Source organism: Gottschalkia purinilytica (assembly GCF_001190785.1).
GTDB classification, from domain to species: domain Bacteria; phylum Bacillota; class Clostridia; order Tissierellales; family Gottschalkiaceae; genus Gottschalkia_A; species Gottschalkia_A purinilytica.
In genome coordinates, this window is sequence record NZ_LGSS01000018.1 from 1 (window position 1) to 21954 (window position 21954).

Consider the following 21954-nt stretch of genomic DNA (forward strand, 5'->3'; position numbering starts at 1 on the left):
AGGGTATCCTAAAATCTTAGGAGGAAACTTAAACACCAAACCTTTTAGAAGCTTCTACTTCTATAAGTGGGAGTAGTTCACTGACATAGAATAGTTTTAAGAATAAAATAGCTTTTGATTATTAGAAATAGATCAACTATAGATATACTAATATATAAGGAGGAATGCTTGTGAAAAACATCCTTAAAAATAAAGATATTAAGGAAGGACTTATTAGCTCTGTTCCTATAGTTATAGGGTATCTCTCTATATCTATAACTTTTGGAATCTTAGCAAAAAGTTCAAGCGTATCTTTTATAGATGCTATGTTGATGAGTGCCTTTGTATATGCAGGTGCAGGTCAATTTATGGCCATAAATCTAATGATATCAGGTATTGGAGCTGGAGAAATAATCTTTACTACATTACTTATAAATTTTAGATTCTTTCTTATAAGTGCTTCGTTTGTTAATAGACTAAATGAAAAGTTAGGAAAATGGAATTTGTTTATAGGACATACTTTAACAGATGAAACATTTTCAATAATTTCTTTCAGAGAAAAAGAAATAAAAAAAGATTATGTAATACCTCTCCAAATTACGTCTTATTCTTCTTGGGTAATTGGAACGTTAATTGGATATATAGCAGGAGGACTACTTCCTAAAATTTTGATAGACAGTATGGGTATGGCTTTATATGCTATGTTTGTATCTATTCTAGTTCCACAATTTAAAAAGAATTATAAAATAGCAATTCTAGTAGCATTGTCTGCTATTTTAAATACTCTGTTTACTTATTTTAATTTTTTACCACAAGGATGGGGACTTATATTATCAATAGTTATATCTTCAGCAATAGGAGCTTCTTTATTTAAGGACGATAATAATTCAGGAGTGAATGATGATGAGTAATACAAAGATAATAATTATAGGAATGATAATTGCTACAGGTATACCTAGATTATCACCATTTCTATTTAAGACTAAAGGAAATATGCCAGACTGGGTTAACAGATTTTTGAACTTTGTACCATTTGCTGCAATAGGAGCATTAACAATCCCAGGGGCATTTACAGCAACTCCAGAAGTTCCTATGGCATCAGTAGTAGGATTTATAGCTGCTGCTATAGCTTCGTGGTATAAAGGTGGAATAATACTTCCTATTATAACTTCTATAGTGGCTACTTTTTTAGTATTGTATATATAATATTACTAGAAACTAACTTATAACTATAGCTCTAATTAAAGTTAAGAAGCTTGTTGATAACTATGTTAATTTTGATATTTATAACTGTTATACAACAAGCTTTTGTATTTTAAATAATATTTAGTTGCTATGATTTCGATAAACTACTGACATCTGAAAATTTTAGATATTTGAACATGATACCTATAGTTATTAAAGAAGATATTAAATCTGATATAGGTGTACTAATCCAAACTCCTGTTACTCCCCAAAACTTAGGAAGAATTACTAACAATGGTATCAATATAATAACTTGTCTTAATAAAGATAAAATTACTGATATATAATTTATGACAACATTAGTCAAAGTAACTAATTAAATAAATTCACTTTATTGCATAATTAAAAATTATATAAAAGTGATAAATGCTATCAATAAGCGTGGTAAATAGAGATAAAATTCAAAAGCCTTTGTTAATCCTGAAAAAACTTATAAATAAATGTTGACATATTTATACACAGTTGATATAATCATTCCTAACAAAGAAACGTAATTTAATATAACTCTTATCGAGAGTGGTGGAGGGAACTGGCCCTGAGAAACCCGGCAACCCAAAGGAAACTTCCTTGAAGGTGCTAAATCCAGCAGGTATATCCTGAAAGATAAGATCAGAGAACGAACTCAAACCTTCCTGTTTTATCTAGCAGGAAGGTTTTTTTAGTTAGTTTGCAGATGAATCAGTTGAACGAAGAAATAAGAGTATTTAGAAAATTCAAAATAATATGAAAATGGAGGAATCAAATATGGGAGACAAATTACATTTTGAAACAATTCAAGTTCATGGAGGACAATTAGTTGACTCAGATACAAAATCAAGAGCAGTACCTATATATCAAACAACTTCGTATGTATTTGAAGATGCACAAGATGCGGCAGATTTATTCGGGTTAAAAAAAGCAGGAAATATATATACAAGAATTACAAATCCAACTACTGATGTATTTGAAAAAAGAATTGCTGAACTTGAAGGCGGAGTAGGAGCTGTTGCTACAGCATCAGGAATGGCAGCAATAAGTTATGCGATTCTTAATATAGCTAAAACAGGAGAAGAAATAGTATCAGTATCAACACTTTACGGTGGAACGTACACATTATTTGCACATACATTTAAGAACTTTGGAATAAAAGTAAAATTTGTACATCCTGATAAATTTGAAGAATTAGATGCAGCTATAAATGATAAAACAAAGGCAGTATTTATAGAAACTATAGGGAATCCAGATATAAATGTTGTTGACATTGAAAAAGCAGCAGAAATAGCTCATAAGAACAATGTACCTTTAATAGTAGATAATACATTTGCAACACCTTATCTATGTAGACCTATAGAGTACGGAGCTGATATAGTAGTACATTCTGCAACTAAGTTTATAGGGGGACATGGTACTTCAATAGGTGGAGTAGTAGTTGATTCAGGTAAATTTGATTGGAATAATGGAAAATTTCCAGAACTAATAGATCCAGAACCAAGTTATCATGGACTTTCTTTCTCAGAAGCATTTGGAGAAGCAGCATATATAGCTAGATTAAGAACTACTCTATTAAGAGATGTAGGAGCTTGTATATCACCATTTAATTCGTTCTTGTTAATATTAGGATTAGAGACATTATCTCTTAGAGTAGAAAGACATGTTTTAAATGCTCAGAAGATTGCAGAGTATTTAGAAAATCATCCTAAAGTTGAGTGGGTAAAATACCCAGGACTTAAATCAAATAAATATCATGAATTATCAAATAAATATCTTCCAAAAGGTTCTGGAGCTATATTTACTTTCGGAGTGAAAGGTGGATATGAAGCAGGTAAGAAACTTATAGAATCAGTTGAAATATTTTCTCACTTAGCAAATGTAGGAGATGCGAAGTCACTTATAATACATCCAGCATCAACTACTCATCAACAGCTAACTGAGGAAGAACAAAGAACAGCAGGTGTTAGTCCTGAGCTTATAAGAATATCTATAGGAATAGAAAATGTTGATGATTTAATAGAAGACTTAGGTAAAAGTCTCGAAAATATATAGATTTATAAAAGGGGTATAACGAACTTAAGGAGTGTGAAATGTATGTTCATAAAGGATTTGTATGATAAAAAGAAGCCTATTGTCTCGTTTGAGATATTTCCTCCAAAGAGAGATTATGACATAGACACAGTATATGAAACTATACAAGACTTAAGAGATTTAAATCCAGATTATATAAGTGTGACTTATGGAGCAGGGGGAGTAGGAAGTAGCGATAAGACACTTGAGATAGCTTCTTTAGTGAAGAACAAATATGGAATAGAGGCTTTGGCACATCTCACTTGTATAACTTCAGATAAAGTAAAAACAAAGGCAGTTATAGAAGACTTGAAAAAACATAATATTGAAAATATATTGGCTTTAAGAGGGGACATCCCAGAAGGATTTGAACTGGAAGATGATAGAGATTATAGTTATGCTAAGGATCTTATTAAAGATATAAAAGAAATTGGAGGATTTTGTATAGGGGCTGCTGCTTATCCTGAAGGACATATAGAGTGTGATAAGTTAAATGATAGTTTGATTCACTTGAAAGAAAAAGTCGATGCAGGAGCAGAGTTTTTAATTACTCAACTTTTCTTTGATAATGATATATTTTACAAATTCTTAGAAAAAGCAGAAAAACACTCAATAAACGTACCAATAGTTGCAGGGGTTATGCCGATATTAAGTAGGAGTCAAGTTGAAAAAATGATTTTTATGTGTGGAGCTTCATTACCTTCAAGAATTATAAAAATATTAAATAAATATGAAGGAGATTCGGAAAGTTTAAAGAAAGCAGGTATAGAACATGCTGCAAGACAAATTGATGATCTTATAAGAAATGGAATAGATGGAGTTCATATATATACAATGAATCAACCTGAAATAGCTAGAGAAAATGTTAGAAGAATAGAGAGCTTAAAAGAACAATTATTGAAACAAAGTATTTAGTAGGAGTTGATAGTGTGAATATCAATAGAGAGGAAGTTTTAAGATATCTAGGATATAAAGATCAAGAAATAGATAAAGATTTGAATAATCTTATTGATGATTGTATAGACGAAGCCAAAGCTATGTCAAAGTCTTTATACACATATAAAATATTTGAGATAGAGCCAAATGAATCTAAAAAAGAAATAAATGTACTAGGAACTAGTTTAACATTAAAAGGAAATGACATATATGAGCACCTTAAAGATGCTAAAAAGTGTGCTATAATGGCAGCGACATTAGGGGTTGTTTTTGACAATAAGGTCAGAATATTAGAGAGATTTAATATGACTAAGGCGCTGATACTAGATTCTTGTGGAACGGATTGTATAGAAAAAGTATGTGATGAAGCAGAAGAAGAAATTAAAAAGATAGCCATGAAAGAAGGATTCATAACTAACTACAGATATAGTCCTGGATATGGTGACCTCTCTATTGATATCCAACAAAATATAATAAATATACTAAATGCCAATAAAATAATAGGTCTTACTACTACAGAAAGCTGTATATTACTACCGAGAAAGTCTGTCACTGCTATAATAGGCTTTGTTGATAAAAATAGCGAGATAGTAGTAAAAAAAGGTTGCGAGTATTGTAGCAAGTTTCATAATTGCTTATATAGAAGGGACGGTGTCAGTTGTGGGAGTTACAGAACTAATTAAATCAAACTTTTTATTATTTGATGGTGCTATGGGAACTATGCTCCAAAAATTAGGTCTTAAAACAGGAGAGCTTCCTGAAGTATACAATATAACTAAAAGAGATTTTATAAAAAGTATTCATGAGAGCTATATAAAAGCTGGGTGTGACGTTATAAGTACAAATACTTTTCAAGCAAATGAATTAAAGCTTAAAGATTGTCCATATACTGTGGAAGAAATAATAAAGGCAGCGGTAGAAATAGCTAAAGAAGCAAATCCAAAATATGTAGCATTAGATATAGGCCCATTAGGGCAATTAATGGAACCTATGGGGACAACAAGCTTTGAAGAAGCTTATGAAATATTTAAAAGACAGGTAGTTGCAGGGGCTGAGGCTGGTGCAGATATTATACTAATAGAAACAATAGCTGACATATACGAGGCTAAGGCTGCTGTATTAGCAGCTAAAGAAAATAGTAATCTACCTGTATTTTGTACGTTAACTTTTCAAGATGATGGAAGAACATTTGTTGGAACTGATCCATTAACTGCTACAGTAGTTTTACAAGGGTTAGGTGTAGATGCGCTAGGAGTCAATTGTTCGTTAGGACCTAAAGAACTTAAGCCTATTGTTGATGAAATGCTGAAGTATGCAAAAATTCCAGTGATGATACAACCAAACGCAGGTCTTCCAAAGATAAGAGATGGTGAGACTGTTTTTGATGTAAATCCTGAAGAATTTGCAGGATACATAAAAGATATAGCAGAAAGTGGAGCTAGAATATTTGGAGGATGTTGCGGAACTAATCCTGACTTTATAAAAGAAGTTAGAAGTACATTAGATAATCTAAATCCGGTAAAAGTTGATCCACAAATAATAACTGCTACTACTTCAGGATCAAAGACAGTAATACTTGATAATAAGACTACTGTTATAGGAGAAAGAATCAATCCTACAGGAAAGAAAAGATTAAAAGAAGCTTTAAGAACTGGAAACCTAGACTATATAATAGGCGAAGCAATAGATCAGACTAATGCAGGATCAGATGTTCTTGACATTAATGTTGGGTTACCAGAAATAGATGAAGTTGAAATGAGTAAAAAGGTTGTTCGTGAAGTACAAGGTGTTGTAAATTTACCATTACAGATAGATAGTTCAGATCCAAAAGTAATAGAGGCAGCTGTAAGAAGGTATAACGGAAAACCTATGATAAACTCTGTAAACGGTAAAGAAGAGGTTATGAATGAAGTATTTCCAACAGTAAAGAAATATGGAGCTTTAATAGTAGGTCTTACATTAGATGAAGATGGAATTCCTGATACAGCGGAAGGAAGATTTAAGATAGCAGAAAAAATATTTAAAAGAGCTCAAGAGTTTGGAATATCTAAAGAGGATGTACTTATAGACTGCTTAGTGCTTACTGCTTCTGCTCAACAGGATCAAGTCATGGAGACTTTAAAAACTATAAAATTAGTTAAACAAAGACTTGGACTTAAAACTGTTCTAGGAGTAAGTAATGTTTCATTTGGTCTTCCAAATAGAGAAATATTAAATAGTACTTATTTAGCAGCAGCATTTGGAGCAGGACTTGATGCACCTATTCTAAACCCACTTTCTGAAGAAGCTATGAAAATGGTACATTCTTTTAGAGTGCTAAATAACGAAGATAAAGAGTCAAAATATTATATAGAGCAATATGGTAATGTTGAAAATAAGCAATCAATACAAGGAACTACAAAAACAGAAAAAGATTTAAAAGATATTATAACAGAAGGTAGAAAAGAAGAATCGGCACCTAAAGTAAAAGAACTTTTAAAAGAAAAGAAACCTATGGAAATTATAGATAATTACTTTATTCCTGCACTAGATTTGGTAGGAGAAAGATTTGAAAAGGGAAAAATATTTTTGCCTCAGCTAATTCAATCAGCGGAAGCAGTTAAAAATGCCTTTGAAGTTATAAAAGAGCATCTAATAACTAATAGTGAAAATACAGTTTCTAAAGGAAAAATAGTTGTTGCTACAGTTAAAGGGGACATACACGATATAGGTAAAAATATAGTGAAAATGCTACTTGAAAACTATGGATTTGATGTAATAGATTTGGGAAAAGATGTTCCAATAGAGGAAGTTGTGAGAGTTACTAAAGAAAATGATGTTAAGCTTGTAGGACTAAGTGCACTTATGACCACAACTGTTAAAAATATGGGGGATACAATAACAGCTTTAAGAAAAGAAGGAATAGAATGTAGTGTAATGGTAGGTGGAGCAGTACTTAACGAAGAGTATACAGAATTAGTAGGGGCTGATATGTATGCAAGGGATGCTAGAGAGAGTGTTAAAATAGCAAATAGATTTTTTGGAATAGAAGATTAATATACTTATATGACTAGAATAATTGTCATCTTTTCAAAATTATTCTAGTCATGTAGAAAAATAAGTTATATAATAGATTAAAACCTAGTAAACAGATTAGGATATATAAATATAATAGAAAGTATATCTTATAATTAAATATAAAAAAGTAGCATATATTTAAGAGTTATTGTATATTGGCTAGCCAAAGTCAATAATAGTGTCCTATAATTTAATGGGTTTATACAATCAATTTTAAGGAGGTTAAAAATGTTTAAAGCACCAGAGTATACAAAGTCCTATATAGAAAATTATGAAGCTAAAGTTAAAGAGTACCAAGAAAAAGGTGAAAAAGAAGTACCATTTAAAAGCTTCGGAGCAGTTACAGGAGTTTATCAAGAAAGAAGTGGAACTACCTATATGGTAAGACCTAGAACGCCAGGAGGAATTATTACACTAAAACAATTAAAAAAAGTAAGTGAAGTAGCAGATAAATATTCACATGGAGAGTTTAGATTCACAACTAGGCAAGATATACAATTTCATAAAGTGACAATAGAAAATACTATAAAAATAATGAAAGAACTTATACCTGTAAATGTATATACAGTAGGAACAGGAGGGAACACTGCTAGGAATGTAGCTTGTTCACCACTTTCAGGGGTAGAAAAAGATGAAGCTTTTGACGTTACACAATATGCTATGGAAACTACTAACTATGTAGTAAAAGATGAGAATAGTTGTAAGTTTCCTAGAAAATTCAAAATAGCTTACTCAAATAATGAGAAAGATACAGGAAGTGCTACATTTGCTGATTTAGGATTTGTAGCTAAGATAGAAAATGGTAAGAAACTATTTGAGGTATATGGTGGAGGTGGATTTGGTAGTGGACCAAGAATGTCACTTAAGCTTGAAGACTCAATAGAACCTAAGGATGTTTTATACTATGTAGAAGCTATGAAACAGTTTTTTTACGAAGAAGGAGATAGAGAAAATAGACATAAGGCTAGAGTAAGACATATTGTTCATAGATTAGGAGAAGAAGAATTTAAAGATAGATTTAATAGATATTTAGAAGAAGCTAGAAAACTAGATAATCTAGAATTAAATATAGAAGAAAAGCAAGAAGAAAAACCTTGGAGAAAAAGTAAAAAAATAGATAGTAACATAGTAAGTGAAAATAAAATAGAAGGATTATATTCGATATATATACATCCTAAGAGAGGAAATATAAGTACTAGTAATTTGAATAAGATAATAGATTTTATTGATAAGCTAGAATATGAAGTATCTATAAGATTAAGTCCAACTCAAGGATTTTATATAAGAGATTTAAATGGCGAAGATGCTGAGAAACTTTTAAACATAGTAAAAGACTTTGTATCTACTTATGACATAGATAACTCTATATCATGCGTGGGAGCAGATACTTGTAGAGTTGGGGTGAATTCATCGCAAACTTTACTTAAAAGTATTATTGATAGATTTAAAGATGTTGATGATAATATCAAGTCACAGCTACCAAGAGTGTTTATTTCAGGATGTCCTAGCTCATGTGGTCAACACCAAAGGGGAATCATATCATTTTCAGGTAAAATAAAGAAAATAGATGGAGAAGTAGTCCCTATATATTCAGTTTATTTCGGAGGAAAAGTTGGAGCTGGAGTAGCAACATTAGCAGAGCGCTATGGAGATATCATAGGCTCAAAAGTACCAGAATTCTTATATGATGTAGCTAATTTAAAGAAGGATTTAGGATATGAAGACTTTGAAAAGTTGGTAGATGATAGAATAGAGGATTTGAAAGAACTAATTAGCAAATATTCAGTATAAGAATATATAGGGGGAGTTTTTGTGGGAGAGTTAAAATCAGAAAATGTAGTATGGCATAAGTTGAGTGTATCAAGAGACGATAGAGAAAACTTGTTAAAACAAAAAGGAGTACTTATATGGTTTACAGGTTTATCTGGTTCAGGAAAATCTACTGTAGCTAATGCACTTCAAAATAAGCTATATGAAAAAGAAAAACTTACTTATATATTAGATGGAGATAATGTAAGACATGGACTTAATGGAGATCTAGGATTCACTATAGAAGATAGAAAAGAAAATATAAGAAGAATAGGGGAACTTTCAAAGCTATTTGTAGATACAGGAATCATTACACTAGCTACTTTTATTTCTCCATTAAGAGAAGATAGAGAACAAGTTAGAAAACTTCTAAATGAAGATTTTATAGAAGTATATATAAAATGTCCTTTAGAAGTGTGCGAAAATAGAGATCCAAAAGAGCTTTATAAAAAAGCTAGAGATGGAAAGATAAAAAACTTTACAGGAATAGATTCTCCCTATGAAGAGCCAGAAAATCCAGAGATTACTGTTGATACAAGTGAACTTAGTATAGATGAGTGTATAGAAAAGATATTAGAATATTTAGTTTCTCATAAGAAGGTGATATAGTGAAACTTGAGACAAGAAAAATAGAGACAGATATATTGATAATAGGTGGCGGAACTGCTGGTTGCTTTTCCGCACTTACAATAGGAGAAAATAGTAATGCTAAGGTTCTCATAGTGGAAAAGTCTAACATAAAAAGAAGTGGATGCTTAGCAGCTGGAGTAAACGCTCTAAATGCATATATTACAGCTGGAGAAACACCTAATTCATTTGTTGATTATGTTAAAGAGGAATTTGATGAAATTATAAGAGAAGATTTAGTATATACAATAGCAGAAAAGCTAAATAAGGTTACGGAAAAGATTGAGAAACTAGGTCTTCCTATATTAAAAGATGAAGAAGGAAACTATGTATCTAGGGGAAAAAGAAGTATAAAAATAAATGGAGAAAACATAAAGCCAATATTAGCAAGTGCAGTAGAACAACATAAAAATATAACGATACTTAATAGAGTAAACATCATAGACTATATAGTTAAAGATGAAAAGATAATAGGAGCATATGGATTTTCGTTAGATGATAATGTGTTTCTTGTGATAAAAGCTAAAGCAGTTATCTGTGCAACTGGAGGGGCAGCCGGATTATACAAACCAAATAATCCAGGATTTTCAAGACATAAAATGTGGTATAGCCCTTTTAATACAGGTGCAGGATATGCAATGGGAATAAGAGCAGGAGCTGAAATGACATCATTTGAAATGAGATTTATAGCTCTAAGATGTAAAGATACTATTGCTCCAACAGGAACAGTTGCACAAGGAGTAAAAACGCCTCAGGTGAACTCATATGGAGAAAGATACGTTTTTAGCTATGGAAAACCTACTACTCCGATGAGAATATTTGCAACTATAATGGAAAATCAAAATGGAAGTGGCCCTTGTTATTTAAAGACTAAAGGAATAATGAAAAAAACAGAGGATCAACTTTTTAAAGCTTATTTAAATATGGCCCCATCTCAAACTTTAAAGTGGATAGAGAACAACACAGGACCTTCACAAGAGAATATAGAAATTGAAGGAACAGAACCATATATAGTTGGTGGTCATACAGCAAGTGGATATTGGGTTGATGTAAATAGAAGAACTACATTAAAGGGACTTTATGCAGCAGGTGATGTTGCAGGTGGAAGCCCTAAAAAATATGTTACAGGTTGCTTTGTAGAAGGAGAACTAGCTGGAATAGATGCTTTAAAATACATTGAAAATGTTAGTATAGAAAATATATCAGATACAGAAATAGAAAAAAAGAAGAGTGAATTGGAATTATTCTTAAATAATAGTGATGACTTTTATTCAGTAGAAGAATTAGAAGAAGCCATGCAAAAAGTTATGGATGAATATGCTGGTGGAATTTCTAGTAAATATGGATATAACAAAAATAAACTTAATATAGCACTTGAAAAGATAGATGAACTTATAACTATATCTAGAAAGCTTAAGGCTAATGATCTACATGAACTTCTATTTATATATGAACTATTAGATAGACTTTTAGTATGTAAGGTTCTTATACATCATCTTAAAGCTAGAAAAGAAACTAGGTGGAAATGCTATCAGGAAAATTTAGACCATCCTAATAAGGATGATGACAACTTTAAAAAATATATTAATTCCAAGTATTCAGATGGGAAAGTAGACATAATATATAGAGATCTAATTGGAAGGGACGATTTATATGAGCATAAGAATAGATAAGGATAAGTGTGTTTCTTGTGGAAAATGTACAGATGTATGTCCTGGAAATCTAATATATAAAGACAAAAATAAAAAAGCATTTATAAAATATCCTAGAGATTGTTGGGGATGTACAGCATGTTTGAAAGAATGTGGTGTAGGGGCTATAAATTATTATTTAGGTGCTGATATAGGTGGAAAAGGTGGCTATCTTTATACTGAGAAAGATAAAGACTACTTATACTGGCACATAGTAAATAAAGATGGAGAGAAAAGGGTCATAACTATAAATAAAAAAGAATCAAATAAATATTAAGTAAAAAATATAAGAGGGGGCTAAAAATGAGGGCTAAAAAAGTATTAAGGTATATTTCCTTAGCACTATTAACAGGAGCATTATTAGTAGGATGTTCAGGTAAAAAAGAATCTGAAACTTCAACTGGAAAAGCAGATTCTATAAGAGTAGGATTCTTTCCTAATGTAACACACTCACAAGCTTTGCTTGGAAAAGCAAATGGAGATTTTCAAAACAATATAGGAAAAGATGTAAAGATAGAGTGGAAACAATTTAATGCAGGACCAGCAGAGATAGAATCACTTCTTGCAAATGAACTTGATATTGGATATATAGGACCAGGTCCAGCAGTGAATGGATATTCAGCATCAAATGGAGATATTCAAATAATATCAGGTGCTACTAACTCAGGAGCTATATTAATATCTAGAAAAGATATTAATATAAAGGGAGTAAAAGATTTAAATGGAAAGAAAGTAGCAATACCACAGTATGGAAATACTCAAGATTTATGCTTAAGAGGACTACTTAAAGAAAATGGACTTAAAGATACTACAAGGGGAGGAACTGTAGAAGTAGTTCAAGCACCAAATCCAGATATTAAGACGTTAATAGATAATAAGCAAATAGATGCTGCATTTGTTCCAGAGCCTTGGGGATCTAAGCTTGTAAAAGAAGTTGGTGCTAAAGTAGTGCTTGAACATGATAAAACATGGAGAGACGGGAAATACTCATCAGCTGTTATTGTTGCAAGAAAAGACTTTATTAATAAGAACCCAGAAATAGTTGAGAAATTCTTAGAAGCACATGTTTCTTTAACAGACTATATAAATACTCATAAAGAAGAGGCTAAAGAGGTTGTGAACAAAGAATTACACAACTTAACTAAAAAATCATTACCACAAGATGTTTTAGATGAATCATTTAAAAGGTTAGTTATAACAAATGATCCAGAGAAACAATCAATATTAGATATTGTAGATTTGTCACGCGAAACAGGATTTTTACGTGAAAAACCTGACTTATCTAATCTGTTTAGTTTAGATATACTGAATAAAGTGTTGAAAGAAAAGGGCTTAGAATCAGTAAAATAGGGATGTTTTAAGATGCAAACATATAGATAGTTATAGAAAGAGGTGTTTAAATTGGGGCTAATTATAAAAGGGGTTAGTAAGAAGTTTTATTCGAAACATAAAGAAACCCATACACTAAGTAACGTAGATCTTTCTTTTGAGAAAGGAGAGTTTATATGCTTACTTGGGCCATCTGGTTGTGGGAAATCAACGCTACTAAATATAGTAGCCGGATTGGAAACTCCTACAGAAGGAAAGGTATATTTAAATGGAAAAGAAATAGAGGGAGTAGGGGTTGATAGAGCTGTAATGTTTCAAGAATCAGCATTATTTCCTTGGCTAAGAGTTATAGATAATGTTGAATTTGGTATGAAAATAGCAGGAGTTCCAAAGGAAGAAAGACGAGAAAAAGCACTTCACTATCTAAAGATGGTTCATTTAACTAAGTTTCAAAATTCATTTATACATGAGCTATCAGGAGGTATGAGACAAAGGGTAGCTCTTGCAAGAGCATTAACACTTGATTCAGAAGTGTTATTGATGGATGAACCATTTGCGGCATTAGACAGTCAAACTAAAAGTATCTTACAAGCAGAGGTACAGAAGATATGGTGGGAAACTAAAAAGACTATAATATTCGTTACTCATAATGTGGAAGAGGCTGTTTTACTTGCAGATAAGGTAATTGTTATGTCAGCCAATCCAGGTAGAGTAAAAAGAGAATTTAAAATAGAACTTGCTAGACCAAGAAGAGCAGACAGTATAGATTTAGCATATGTAGCTACAGAAGTTATGAAAGAGCTTAAAGAGGAGGTGGAGAAGGTTGCGAAATCAGAATATGACAATGACTGGAATATTGAAAAAGATAGCGTTCTATATTCTACTGATAATAATATGGGAGCTGGTTTATAGGTTAGGTGTAGATGTATTTAAAGTATGGAAAGCATATTCTTTTCCATCACCTCTTAATGTGTTGAAAAGCATATATGTATTGATGGAAGAAAAAATACTCTGGATAGCAGTACTTACTAGTATGAAAAGACTTTTAATAGGATATGCAATATCACTAGTTGTAGGATTAGCACTAGGATTAGTTATAGTTAGATATAAATATATAGATGAAAACCTAACACCTTTAATACTAGGTTTACAAACATTACCTAGTGTGTGCTGGATACCATTCGCTATTCTTTGGTATGGAATAAGTGAAGAGTCTATTATATTTGTAATTGCTATGGGGTCTATGTTCGCTATTTCCATAGCTACAGAATCAGCTATAAAGAATATTCAACCTTTATATACAAAAGCAGCTAGAACAATGGGTGCTAAAGGAATGAAACTATATTTTAATGTTACACTTCCAGCTGCACTTCCTACTATAGTATCAGGACTTAAACAAGGTTGGTCATTTGCATGGAGAGCCTTAATTTCAGGAGAAATGATTTCTGCAACAAAGGGGCTAGGTCATGTACTTATGGTAGGTAGAGACCTTGCAGATATAGGTCAAGTGGTGGCAGTTATGTTAATTATAATAGCATTGGGTTTATTATTAGATAAAGCTGTCTTTGGAAAAATTGAAGCAAGTATAAGACAAAGATGGGGACTAGAAGCAAACAGATAGGGGGATTTAGAATGGATCATTTAGACAAATTAGAGGCACAAAGTATTTATATATTAAGAGAAGCTTATAAAAAGTTAGGAAAATTAGGAATGTTATGGTCTATAGGAAAGGATTCTACAGTAATGTTATGGTTAGCTCAGAAAGCTTTCTATGGACATTGCCCTTTCCCATTAATACATGTAGATACTAAATATAAGATTCCAGAAATGATTGAATATAGAGATAGACTAGCAAAAGAATTAAACTTAGATCTAATAGTTAATACAAATGAAGAAGCTATAAAAAATGGAATGGGACCACATGAAGGTAGGCTTGTTTGCTGTAAAGCTCTTAAAACAGATGGTCTTCAGCAAGTGGTTACAAATTATGAATTTGAAGGACTTATATTAGGAATAAGAAGAGATGAAGAAGGTTCAAGATCTAAAGAAAGAGTATTTAGTGAGAGAAATAGTGACTCAGAATGGAACTATGCAGATCAACCACCAGAGCTTTGGGATCAATTTAAAACAGACTTTAAAAAAGGAAATCACATTAGGGTTCATCCTATACTACATTGGAATGAAATAGATATCTGGGAGTATATCAAAAGAGAGAATATACCAATAATAGACTTATACTTCTCTAAAAATGGAAAGAGATATAGAAGTTTAGGCTGTGCTCCTTGTACAAATCCGATAGAGTCAAATGCATCTAATTTAGATGAGATAATAGAGGAATTAAAAAACACTCAAGAAACAGAAAGATCAGGAAGAGCTCAAGATCAAGAAGATGCACATGCTATGGAAAAACTAAGAAAAGAAGGATATATGTAAAAGGGGGTAGCACTAGATGAACAGAGAGAGTTTAAATATAGTTGTAGTTGGACACGTAGACCATGGGAAGTCTACACTTATAGGAAGACTTTTATTTGATACAGACTCATTGCCTCAAGGGGCTATAGAAAAGGTAAAAAGAATTTCTAAAGAAAAAGGAAAAGATTTTGAGTATGCATATCTATTAGATGCATTTGAAGAAGAACAAAAACAAGGTATAACTATAGATACGACAAGACTTCAATTTAAAACTGATAAAAGAGATTACGTAATAATAGATGCACCAGGACATAAGGAGTTTTTAAAAAATATGATATCAGGTGCAGCTAGTGCAGAAGCAGCTATTTTAATGGTAGATGCAAATGAGGGTATACAAGAACAATCTAAAAGACATGGATATATACTATCTCTTTTAGGTATTCAGAAAGTATACGTAGCAGTAAATAAAATGGACTTAGTAGATTATTCAGAAGAAAGATATAGTGAAGTAAGAAAAGACTTTGATAGATTCTTAAATACATTAGGAGTTTATCCTATAAAATATATACCAGTATCAGCTTTTTATGGGGATAACATAGCTGAAAAATCAGAAAAAATGCCTTGGTATAATGGAGAAAGTATATTAGATGCAATAGATAGCTTAGAAAAGGAAAAAGGATTAGAAGAAAAATCTTTAAGATTCCCTATACAAGATATATATAAATTTGATCATAGAAGAATAATAGCAGGGAGAATAGAATCAGGTAGCTTAAAAGTTGGTGATGAGATAGTTATATTACCAAGTAATAAGACTACTAAAGTAAAGTCAATAGAATATTGGGTAGAGAAAGATAAAAAAGAAGAAGTAAGTGCAGGTATGTCAGTTGGAATAATAGTAGAGGATGAATTCTTCTATAAAAGGGGAGAGATAATATCTCATAAAGATGATATACCAGTAGTAACTGATACATTTGGTGGAAACCTATTTTGGTTAGGGAAAAACGACTTAGAAAAAGGGAAAAAATATAAATTAAAACTTTCTACGTTAGAGATAGAATGTGAAATAGCTAAAATAGATAAAGTTATAGATGCTTCTACTTTAGAGACTATTGAAAATGGTGAAAGAGTAAAGAAAAATGATGTTGCTGAAATAACTATAAAAACAAAAGAGCCAATAGCACTAGATGAATTTAAAAATATTCAAAGTACAGGAAGATTTGTTCTTGTAGATGACTTAGATGTTAGTGGTGGAGGAATCATAACAAGAGGAAGTAGCTTTGAAGTTGAGAAGAAATTTAAATCAGAGGATGGAAAAGTACTCTCTATAAGACCTAGACTCGTGACGAGAAAAGATAGAGAAGAAAGACTAGGAACTGCAAGTAAAGTTATATGGTTAACAGGAAAAGCTGGATGTGGTAAAAGAGAAATAGCTGTAAATCTAGAAAAAGAATTATTTGATAGTGGAAAGAATGTGTACTATTTAGACTATAACCAAGTTGCAGAAAGTAAAGATGATAGTGAAGGTATAAGGGAAGTAACTAAAGTAGCAAGTATACTTCAAGAAGTAGGAAATATAGTCATAGTTACATCAAACTATCTTTTAAGGGAAGAAAAAGAATATATAAAATCTCAAGTTGGAAAAGAAAATTTCATAGAAGTATATGTGGAAGCACCAGATGAAGTATGTATAGAAAGAATAGCACCAGGAGAAAAGTTAATAGATCTAAATGAAAGATCGAGAGATCCATTCATATCATTATATATAGATGATCCTAATTTTGATAGTGGAGAAAAAGCTAAAGCGCTTTTAGGGATTATACTTTAATTTAATAAAAGCCTTTGAATCATTGGCTCGATGATTCTAAGGCTTTTATATATTTTTAGATAAATCATATTGTAGCAAAAAATATTAAAAGTGGTAAAGTATTCACAGTTAAATCACTTTTATCATACGATAATTCTAATAAAACATTTAATTATTAATATTAACAGTTCTTTTAATAATGCATAAAAGAAAGTGACTTGGAATAATATAAGAACAGAGAATTAGAGAAAGTGAAAAAATTTTGTATATTGTATGGTGATAAAAGTGACAAGTATAGGTTATAAATCATTAGCTCTCAAAATTTTATTAGTAATAATTTCTATACTATATATTTCGTTTTTATATATAGATTTTTTTAATGTAAGGACTTTTATATCATCAGACGTTATTAAATTTATAGCTATAATACTATGTTTTTTTATAACGCTTCTAACAGGAGAAGATTCTCTTAATCCAAGAGACTTATTTTTACTTAAGGCTGGATTTTTTATTACTATTCTTGCAGACTTATGTCTTATTATTATTGATGATTTTATTTTAGGAGTATCTCTTTTTTGTATGGTTCAAATATTTTATTCTATTAGATATAAAGTTGATGAATTTCATCCAATACTAGTAAGATTCATGATTGTATTCTTAGTTGTCATGGTTATTTATTTGATAGTTAACTTTTTTGTTATAAAAATTGATGTTTTATTTGCAGTAGCTTTGTTTTATTCTATATGTCTGATAGATAGTGTTGTAAGAGGAATAAAAGCTTGTAAGAATAACTTATATCCATATCCAAATAAGTATATGATAGCCTATGGCATGATATTGTTTCTTTTATGTGATATAAATGTAGGTTTATTTAATATAAATAGATTCATAAATGTTTCAGGGGACTTTGGTAAATTATTACACAATACTTCATTTCTACTAATATGGATTTTTTATATACCTTCTCAAGTTTTACTTTCTTTAAGTGGATACGATTTTAACAAAAAAAGAAATTTAAAGATTTAATAAGTTCATATTATAGAAAAACATCAAAATAGTTAAAAGCTCAAATGTTTTTACTAGTATTAACTAGCTGTAGAAAATATATTGAGCTTTTTTTGTTGTGTATATACTTAAAATATAAAAAGATAACAGCTTAAATACTAAAATAAATGGTATAATGTGGATAAATATTATTTACATTACAAATTCAAGCCAGTAAATAATAATGATCATAATTATAAATTCAAAAACAATTCTTAAAGGGGAGTGTAAATTATGAATTTATTTGATTTAACTGGAAAGATAGCTATTGTTACAGGAGCTTCATCTGGATTAGGAGTACAATTTGCAAAAGCATTAGCTAGACAGGGAGCTGATGTTGCAATTGTAGCAAGAAGACTAGAAAAACTAGAATCTCTTTCTAAAGAAATTACTTCAATGGGTAGAAAGTGTTTAGCTGTAAAATGTGATGTAACTAACGAACAAGATATAATTAATGCAGTTAAAAAAATAGTAAATGAGTATGGAACTATAGATATCCTTGTTAATAATGCAGGTATTTCAGTAGTTGAAAAAGTTGAAGAACACTCTCTTGAACTATGGAATAAAGTTATTCAAACAAATCTTACTGGTGTATTTCTTTTTGCACGAGAAGTTGGAAAGACAATGATTAAGAATAAATATGGTAAGGTTATTAACACAGCATCTATAAATGGTCATGTAGGAAGTTTAGGCGGAACTAATACTGCGTATTGTGCGTCTAAAGGTGCAGTAGTTAACTTTACTAGAGCATTATCAGCAGAATGGGCACCGTATAATATAACAGTAAATGCTATAGGACCTGGATGTTTTGAATCTGAAATGACAGCTGAATTAATAGGCAATGAATTTTTTGAGCAACTTGTTAAATCTAGATGTCCAATGGGAAGAATGGGTAGACAAGGTGAACTTGATGGAGCACTTATATATCTTGCTTCTGACGCATCAAGCTATACTACTGGACAAACAATATTTGTAGATGGTGGTTGGACATCAGTGTAAATCAGTGTAAATCCAAATATTTAATATTTTAAGTTGTTAATACAATACATAAATCATGATAAAAAATATTATTAACATATATTTATAAAATAAAGGGCTATAAACAACATATAGCCCTTTATTTTTATTATTGAACAACTGCTAATGCATAATTAATATCTTCAAATGCAGAATAATAGTCAGTTCTTTCTTTGAAGTATCTATCTTGTATATCTTCAGGAGTTAGATGTTCGTAAATAAGAAGTCCTATTTTTTCTAATTCAGATTCAAGTTCTGAATATTCAAATCCTGTTTTCATAGGCTCTCCACTACTACGAGCAAGTTCTACCATATTACGAACACGATTAGTTGTATTAAGAGGATTGAATATGTTAGTATTAGGATAATCAAAGACTATGGAGCTGCCTTTAGGGGATATATTAACAATAGTTTTAAGTACGTTCAATATTTCATCTTTAGTTAAATAGTAAGTTACTCCAAGCCAACTAAAAAAACTTCGTTTGTGTTGACTATAAGATGATTTAAGAAGAGCTTTTTCAAAACTATCTTTTGAAAAGTCAACAGGTATAAAGTTAAGATTAGGGCTAATGTTCCAACCTAAGTTTTTTATTCGTTCAAGTTTAAGAGCCTGAGTAGAAGGATGATCGATCTCAAAAACTTTTATATGATTTAATAATTCGGGTTTTCTAAATGCAAAAGTATCTAAGCCAGAACCAAGGATAACATATTGCTCTACTCCTAACCTGATAGCATTTTCCAACATATCCTCAGTATATTTACTTCTAGCTAAGGTAGTAGGTGCAATCTGTGACTGTATTACCCATTTTAATGCTGATTCCTGGTCAGGATATAAGTGAGCCTGTTCTGGATTGAAAAAATTAATACCATTAGCCATATGTTTTGAGATACCACAGAATTCTTCTTCTGTAAGCATATGATGTGCAAGAAAATCATCAAATATTTTTGGACTGTCATACATTGAATGATATGCACGAGAAAATGCACACATTATTGCAGTTGTACTTGCTTTATTATTATCCATTTAAAATCCTCCTTTAAAATTAAATAAAAAGTTATTGACATTTGACATAAAATATGATATAATATATGTCTAAATACCGTTCGATAATTATATCACTATAGCAGATTAATTTCAATATAATTTTAATGTGATATATATGGAAATAAGTGCAAAAATTTGAATAATGAAATTTTCTTATTACAATAAATTTAAAATATCATTTCAGATGGCTTATAATAGTTATCTGAAATTTTTTATTTATACGGGAGATGATTAAATTGAGGATATGGCATCTTAATTTTGAACTTGAAAAATATGATATGATGAAAGTAACAAAAGAAGAAGATTGTTTAATACTTCTTGAATTTGATGGCACAAAGAAGAAAGATACTTGGGAACTGTTATCTGTAACTAGAATGGAAGAAGAAGAGTTTTTAAGTGATGCTCCAGGATTTATTCACCCTGCAATACCTATATTTAATTATAAGGCTCTAAATATATTAAAAGACTTAATAGATGATAGTATAGAAGCACTTGAATTAAGGTGTGAAGAAGGTGAGTTTCACGCTATAAATGTAATAAAAGTTTTAAACTGTATAGACTATGAAAAATCAGAATACAAGACATTTGAAGATAGTAAGAAGATAATGAGATTTGAAAAATATGTATTTAAAGAAGAATGTGTTAAGGGGAATAACATATTCAAAATAGTTGATGAACCAAAGAGCAAGGTATTCGTTTCTGATAAATTTAGAGAAAAAGTTCTAGAAAGTGGATTAACAGGGTTTAAATTTGATTTAGTATGGGATTCTGAAGAAGAATAATTATCTTGACGAATATCTTTATAGGTATTCGTCTTTTTTATAAGAAGTGTTATTAGTTATAATTAGGCAATCATATTTGAATTTATAATAAAAAATATAAAAAATATATTAGATAATATTATTATCAAAAATCCAATTAAAGCTGATAAAATGGTATATAAAAGAGTATCTATATGAATTAATAATAGTTTTATAAGACGAAGGAGAATATTCTATGAATGATGATCAGCTATGTGATGAGTTTGTTTTAGAATTACAAGAAAAAATTCCAGAGATCTCTGATTTTAATGACATAGGAAGATTAAGGACGTGTCATAAAGAGGTAGTACCAATATTATTAAAATACCTTGATAAGTTTGAGGGAAGTAACTATAAAGAAGGTATAGTAAGAGCATTAGGAGTGAAAGGATTTACAGAAGCAACTGAAACATTAATTAAAGAATTTAGTTCTAGTAATGATAGATATTATAAATGGGCAATTGGAGATTCTTTATTCATGATTCAAGATAAAAGATTTGAAGACGAGTATATAGAAATCGTTAAAAATAAAAAACATGGAAGTGCAAGACAAATGGTTGTAATTGGCATAGGCAGAATAAAAAGTGAAAAAGCTATACCTATACTAATAGATCTATTAGATGATGAAGAAGTAAATGGACATGTTATAATAGCTTTAGGATACTATAAAGATCCTAAACTAATTAAATATATTGAACCTTTTATAGATCATAAGGAAGCTTGGAAAAGAAATGAAGCAAAAAAAGCTTTGAAAAAGATGGGATACTTTAAACAACAGGAAGACGAAAGTAATTAATAATAAAAAATAGCACTAACTACAGAGGACTTTTTTATTATTAATCATAAGACTTGTCCTTGAAATAAACTCCGAATAATAATATAATTAAGTAACAAGTGAATACTGTTCTCGTTTTGGGTACCATGTAAGGGTTTAATAGGGAAAGTGGTGAGATGCCACTACAGCCCCCGCTACTGTATACGGAGACAAATCTTTAATAACCACTGGTGTACATTTTACACTGGGAAGGAAAGAGGAGGATGACACGTGAGTCAGGAGACCTGCCTAAAATGTGCGCTACACTTCGGAGGGAAGTAAATGGCTTAAGAGATGTAATATTT

21 protein-coding genes and 2 riboswitches are annotated in these 21954 nt (G+C 30.6%); of the genes, 20 read left to right on the forward strand and 1 reads right to left on the reverse strand.

Annotated elements, in window-relative coordinates; genetic code table 11:
* Window positions 1–170: 170 nt before the first annotated feature.
* From CLPU_RS13975 to CLPU_RS14055, 18 genes are all read left to right on the forward strand, one after another.
* Window positions 171–890: an AzlC family ABC transporter permease gene (locus tag CLPU_RS13975; RefSeq protein WP_050356293.1), complete on the forward strand. Its 720-nt coding sequence runs from the start codon at window positions 171–173 to the stop codon at window positions 888–890.
* Window positions 883–1185: an AzlD domain-containing protein gene (locus CLPU_RS13980; RefSeq protein ID WP_050356294.1), complete on the forward strand. Its 303-nt coding sequence runs from the start codon at window positions 883–885 to the stop codon at window positions 1183–1185. The genes CLPU_RS13975 and CLPU_RS13980 overlap by 8 nt, the downstream gene beginning before the upstream one ends.
* Before the next feature lie 176 nt (window positions 1186–1361).
* Window positions 1362–1511, forward strand: coding sequence for a hypothetical protein (locus tag CLPU_RS17335; RefSeq protein WP_157857738.1), 150 nt, complete (start codon window positions 1362–1364; stop codon window positions 1509–1511).
* A 217-nt stretch (window positions 1512–1728) separates the two neighbouring features.
* Window positions 1729–1834, forward strand: a riboswitch (SAM riboswitch).
* A gap of 134 nt (window positions 1835–1968) precedes the next feature.
* The gene (locus CLPU_RS13985; protein WP_050356295.1) at window positions 1969–3246 is read left to right on the forward strand and encodes an O-acetylhomoserine aminocarboxypropyltransferase/cysteine synthase family protein; all 1278 of its coding nucleotides are present in this window, start codon (window positions 1969–1971) and stop codon (window positions 3244–3246) included.
* A 42-nt stretch (window positions 3247–3288) separates the two neighbouring features.
* The gene (gene metF, locus CLPU_RS13990) at window positions 3289–4179 is read left to right on the forward strand and encodes a methylenetetrahydrofolate reductase [NAD(P)H] (RefSeq protein ID WP_050356296.1); all 891 of its coding nucleotides are present in this window, start codon (window positions 3289–3291) and stop codon (window positions 4177–4179) included.
* 14 nt (window positions 4180–4193) lie between these two features.
* Window positions 4194–4883, forward strand: coding sequence for a vitamin B12 dependent-methionine synthase activation domain-containing protein (locus tag CLPU_RS13995; RefSeq protein ID WP_050356297.1), 690 nt, complete (start codon window positions 4194–4196; stop codon window positions 4881–4883).
* On the forward strand, window positions 4852–7236 hold the full coding sequence (locus CLPU_RS14000; protein WP_235436190.1) for a homocysteine S-methyltransferase family protein: 2385 nt from the start codon (window positions 4852–4854) through the stop codon (window positions 7234–7236). Before CLPU_RS13995 ends, CLPU_RS14000 begins: the two co-directional genes overlap by 32 nt.
* A 249-nt stretch (window positions 7237–7485) precedes the next feature.
* Window positions 7486–9048, forward strand: a complete 1563-nt coding sequence (locus CLPU_RS14005) for a nitrite/sulfite reductase (protein ID WP_050356299.1) — start codon at window positions 7486–7488, stop codon at window positions 9046–9048.
* Between the two features lie 21 nt (window positions 9049–9069).
* The gene (cysC, locus tag CLPU_RS14010) at window positions 9070–9675 is read left to right on the forward strand and encodes an adenylyl-sulfate kinase (protein WP_050356300.1); all 606 of its coding nucleotides are present in this window, start codon (window positions 9070–9072) and stop codon (window positions 9673–9675) included.
* Window positions 9675–11366: an adenylyl-sulfate reductase subunit alpha gene (locus tag CLPU_RS14015; protein ID WP_050356301.1), complete on the forward strand. Its 1692-nt coding sequence runs from the start codon at window positions 9675–9677 to the stop codon at window positions 11364–11366. The genes cysC and CLPU_RS14015 overlap by 1 nt, the downstream gene beginning before the upstream one ends.
* On the forward strand, window positions 11347–11661 hold the full coding sequence (locus CLPU_RS14020) for a 4Fe-4S dicluster domain-containing protein (protein WP_050356302.1): 315 nt from the start codon (window positions 11347–11349) through the stop codon (window positions 11659–11661). The genes CLPU_RS14015 and CLPU_RS14020 overlap by 20 nt, the downstream gene beginning before the upstream one ends.
* A gap of 26 nt (window positions 11662–11687) precedes the next feature.
* Complete coding sequence (locus CLPU_RS14025) at window positions 11688–12734, forward strand: aliphatic sulfonate ABC transporter substrate-binding protein (RefSeq protein ID WP_050356303.1); 1047 nt, start codon at window positions 11688–11690, stop codon at window positions 12732–12734.
* 51 nt (window positions 12735–12785) lie between these two features.
* Window positions 12786–13625: an ABC transporter ATP-binding protein gene (locus CLPU_RS14030; RefSeq protein WP_050356304.1), complete on the forward strand. Its 840-nt coding sequence runs from the start codon at window positions 12786–12788 to the stop codon at window positions 13623–13625.
* Window positions 13537–14334 carry an ABC transporter permease gene (locus tag CLPU_RS14035; protein WP_050356305.1) on the forward strand — a complete coding sequence of 266 codons (798 nt, stop codon included), beginning with the start codon at window positions 13537–13539 and terminating at the stop codon, window positions 14332–14334. The genes CLPU_RS14030 and CLPU_RS14035 overlap by 89 nt, the downstream gene beginning before the upstream one ends.
* An 11-nt stretch (window positions 14335–14345) precedes the next feature.
* Window positions 14346–15146 carry a sulfate adenylyltransferase subunit CysD gene (gene cysD, locus CLPU_RS14040; RefSeq protein ID WP_050356306.1) on the forward strand — a complete coding sequence of 267 codons (801 nt, stop codon included), beginning with the start codon at window positions 14346–14348 and terminating at the stop codon, window positions 15144–15146.
* 16 nt (window positions 15147–15162) lie between these two features.
* Window positions 15163–16950: a GTP-binding protein gene (locus tag CLPU_RS14045; protein ID WP_050356307.1), complete on the forward strand. Its 1788-nt coding sequence runs from the start codon at window positions 15163–15165 to the stop codon at window positions 16948–16950.
* 264 nt (window positions 16951–17214) lie between these two features.
* Window positions 17215–17955: a lysoplasmalogenase family protein gene (locus CLPU_RS14050; RefSeq protein WP_050356308.1), complete on the forward strand. Its 741-nt coding sequence runs from the start codon at window positions 17215–17217 to the stop codon at window positions 17953–17955.
* Between the two features lie 252 nt (window positions 17956–18207).
* Entirely contained in the window at window positions 18208–18972 is a 765-nt protein-coding gene (locus CLPU_RS14055) for an SDR family NAD(P)-dependent oxidoreductase (RefSeq protein ID WP_050356309.1), read from the forward strand.
* Window positions 18973–19099: 127 nt separating this feature from the next.
* Here the strand turns inward: CLPU_RS14055 and CLPU_RS14060 are convergent, their stop codons facing one another.
* The gene (locus tag CLPU_RS14060; RefSeq protein ID WP_050356310.1) at window positions 19100–20014 is read right to left on the reverse strand and encodes a class I SAM-dependent methyltransferase; all 915 of its coding nucleotides are present in this window, start codon (window positions 20012–20014) and stop codon (window positions 19100–19102) included.
* A 257-nt stretch (window positions 20015–20271) separates the two neighbouring features.
* Between CLPU_RS14060 and CLPU_RS14065 the strand changes: the two genes are divergently transcribed.
* Together CLPU_RS14065 and CLPU_RS14070 are read left to right on the forward strand one after the other, a co-directional pair.
* The gene (locus CLPU_RS14065; RefSeq protein WP_050356311.1) at window positions 20272–20817 is read left to right on the forward strand and encodes an imm11 family protein; all 546 of its coding nucleotides are present in this window, start codon (window positions 20272–20274) and stop codon (window positions 20815–20817) included.
* A gap of 214 nt (window positions 20818–21031) precedes the next feature.
* Window positions 21032–21631, forward strand: a complete 600-nt coding sequence (locus CLPU_RS14070; RefSeq protein WP_050356312.1) for a HEAT repeat domain-containing protein — start codon at window positions 21032–21034, stop codon at window positions 21629–21631.
* Window positions 21632–21732: 101 nt separating this feature from the next.
* Window positions 21733–21916: riboswitch (cobalamin riboswitch) on the forward strand.
* The last annotated feature ends 38 nt before the right edge of the window (window positions 21917–21954 follow it).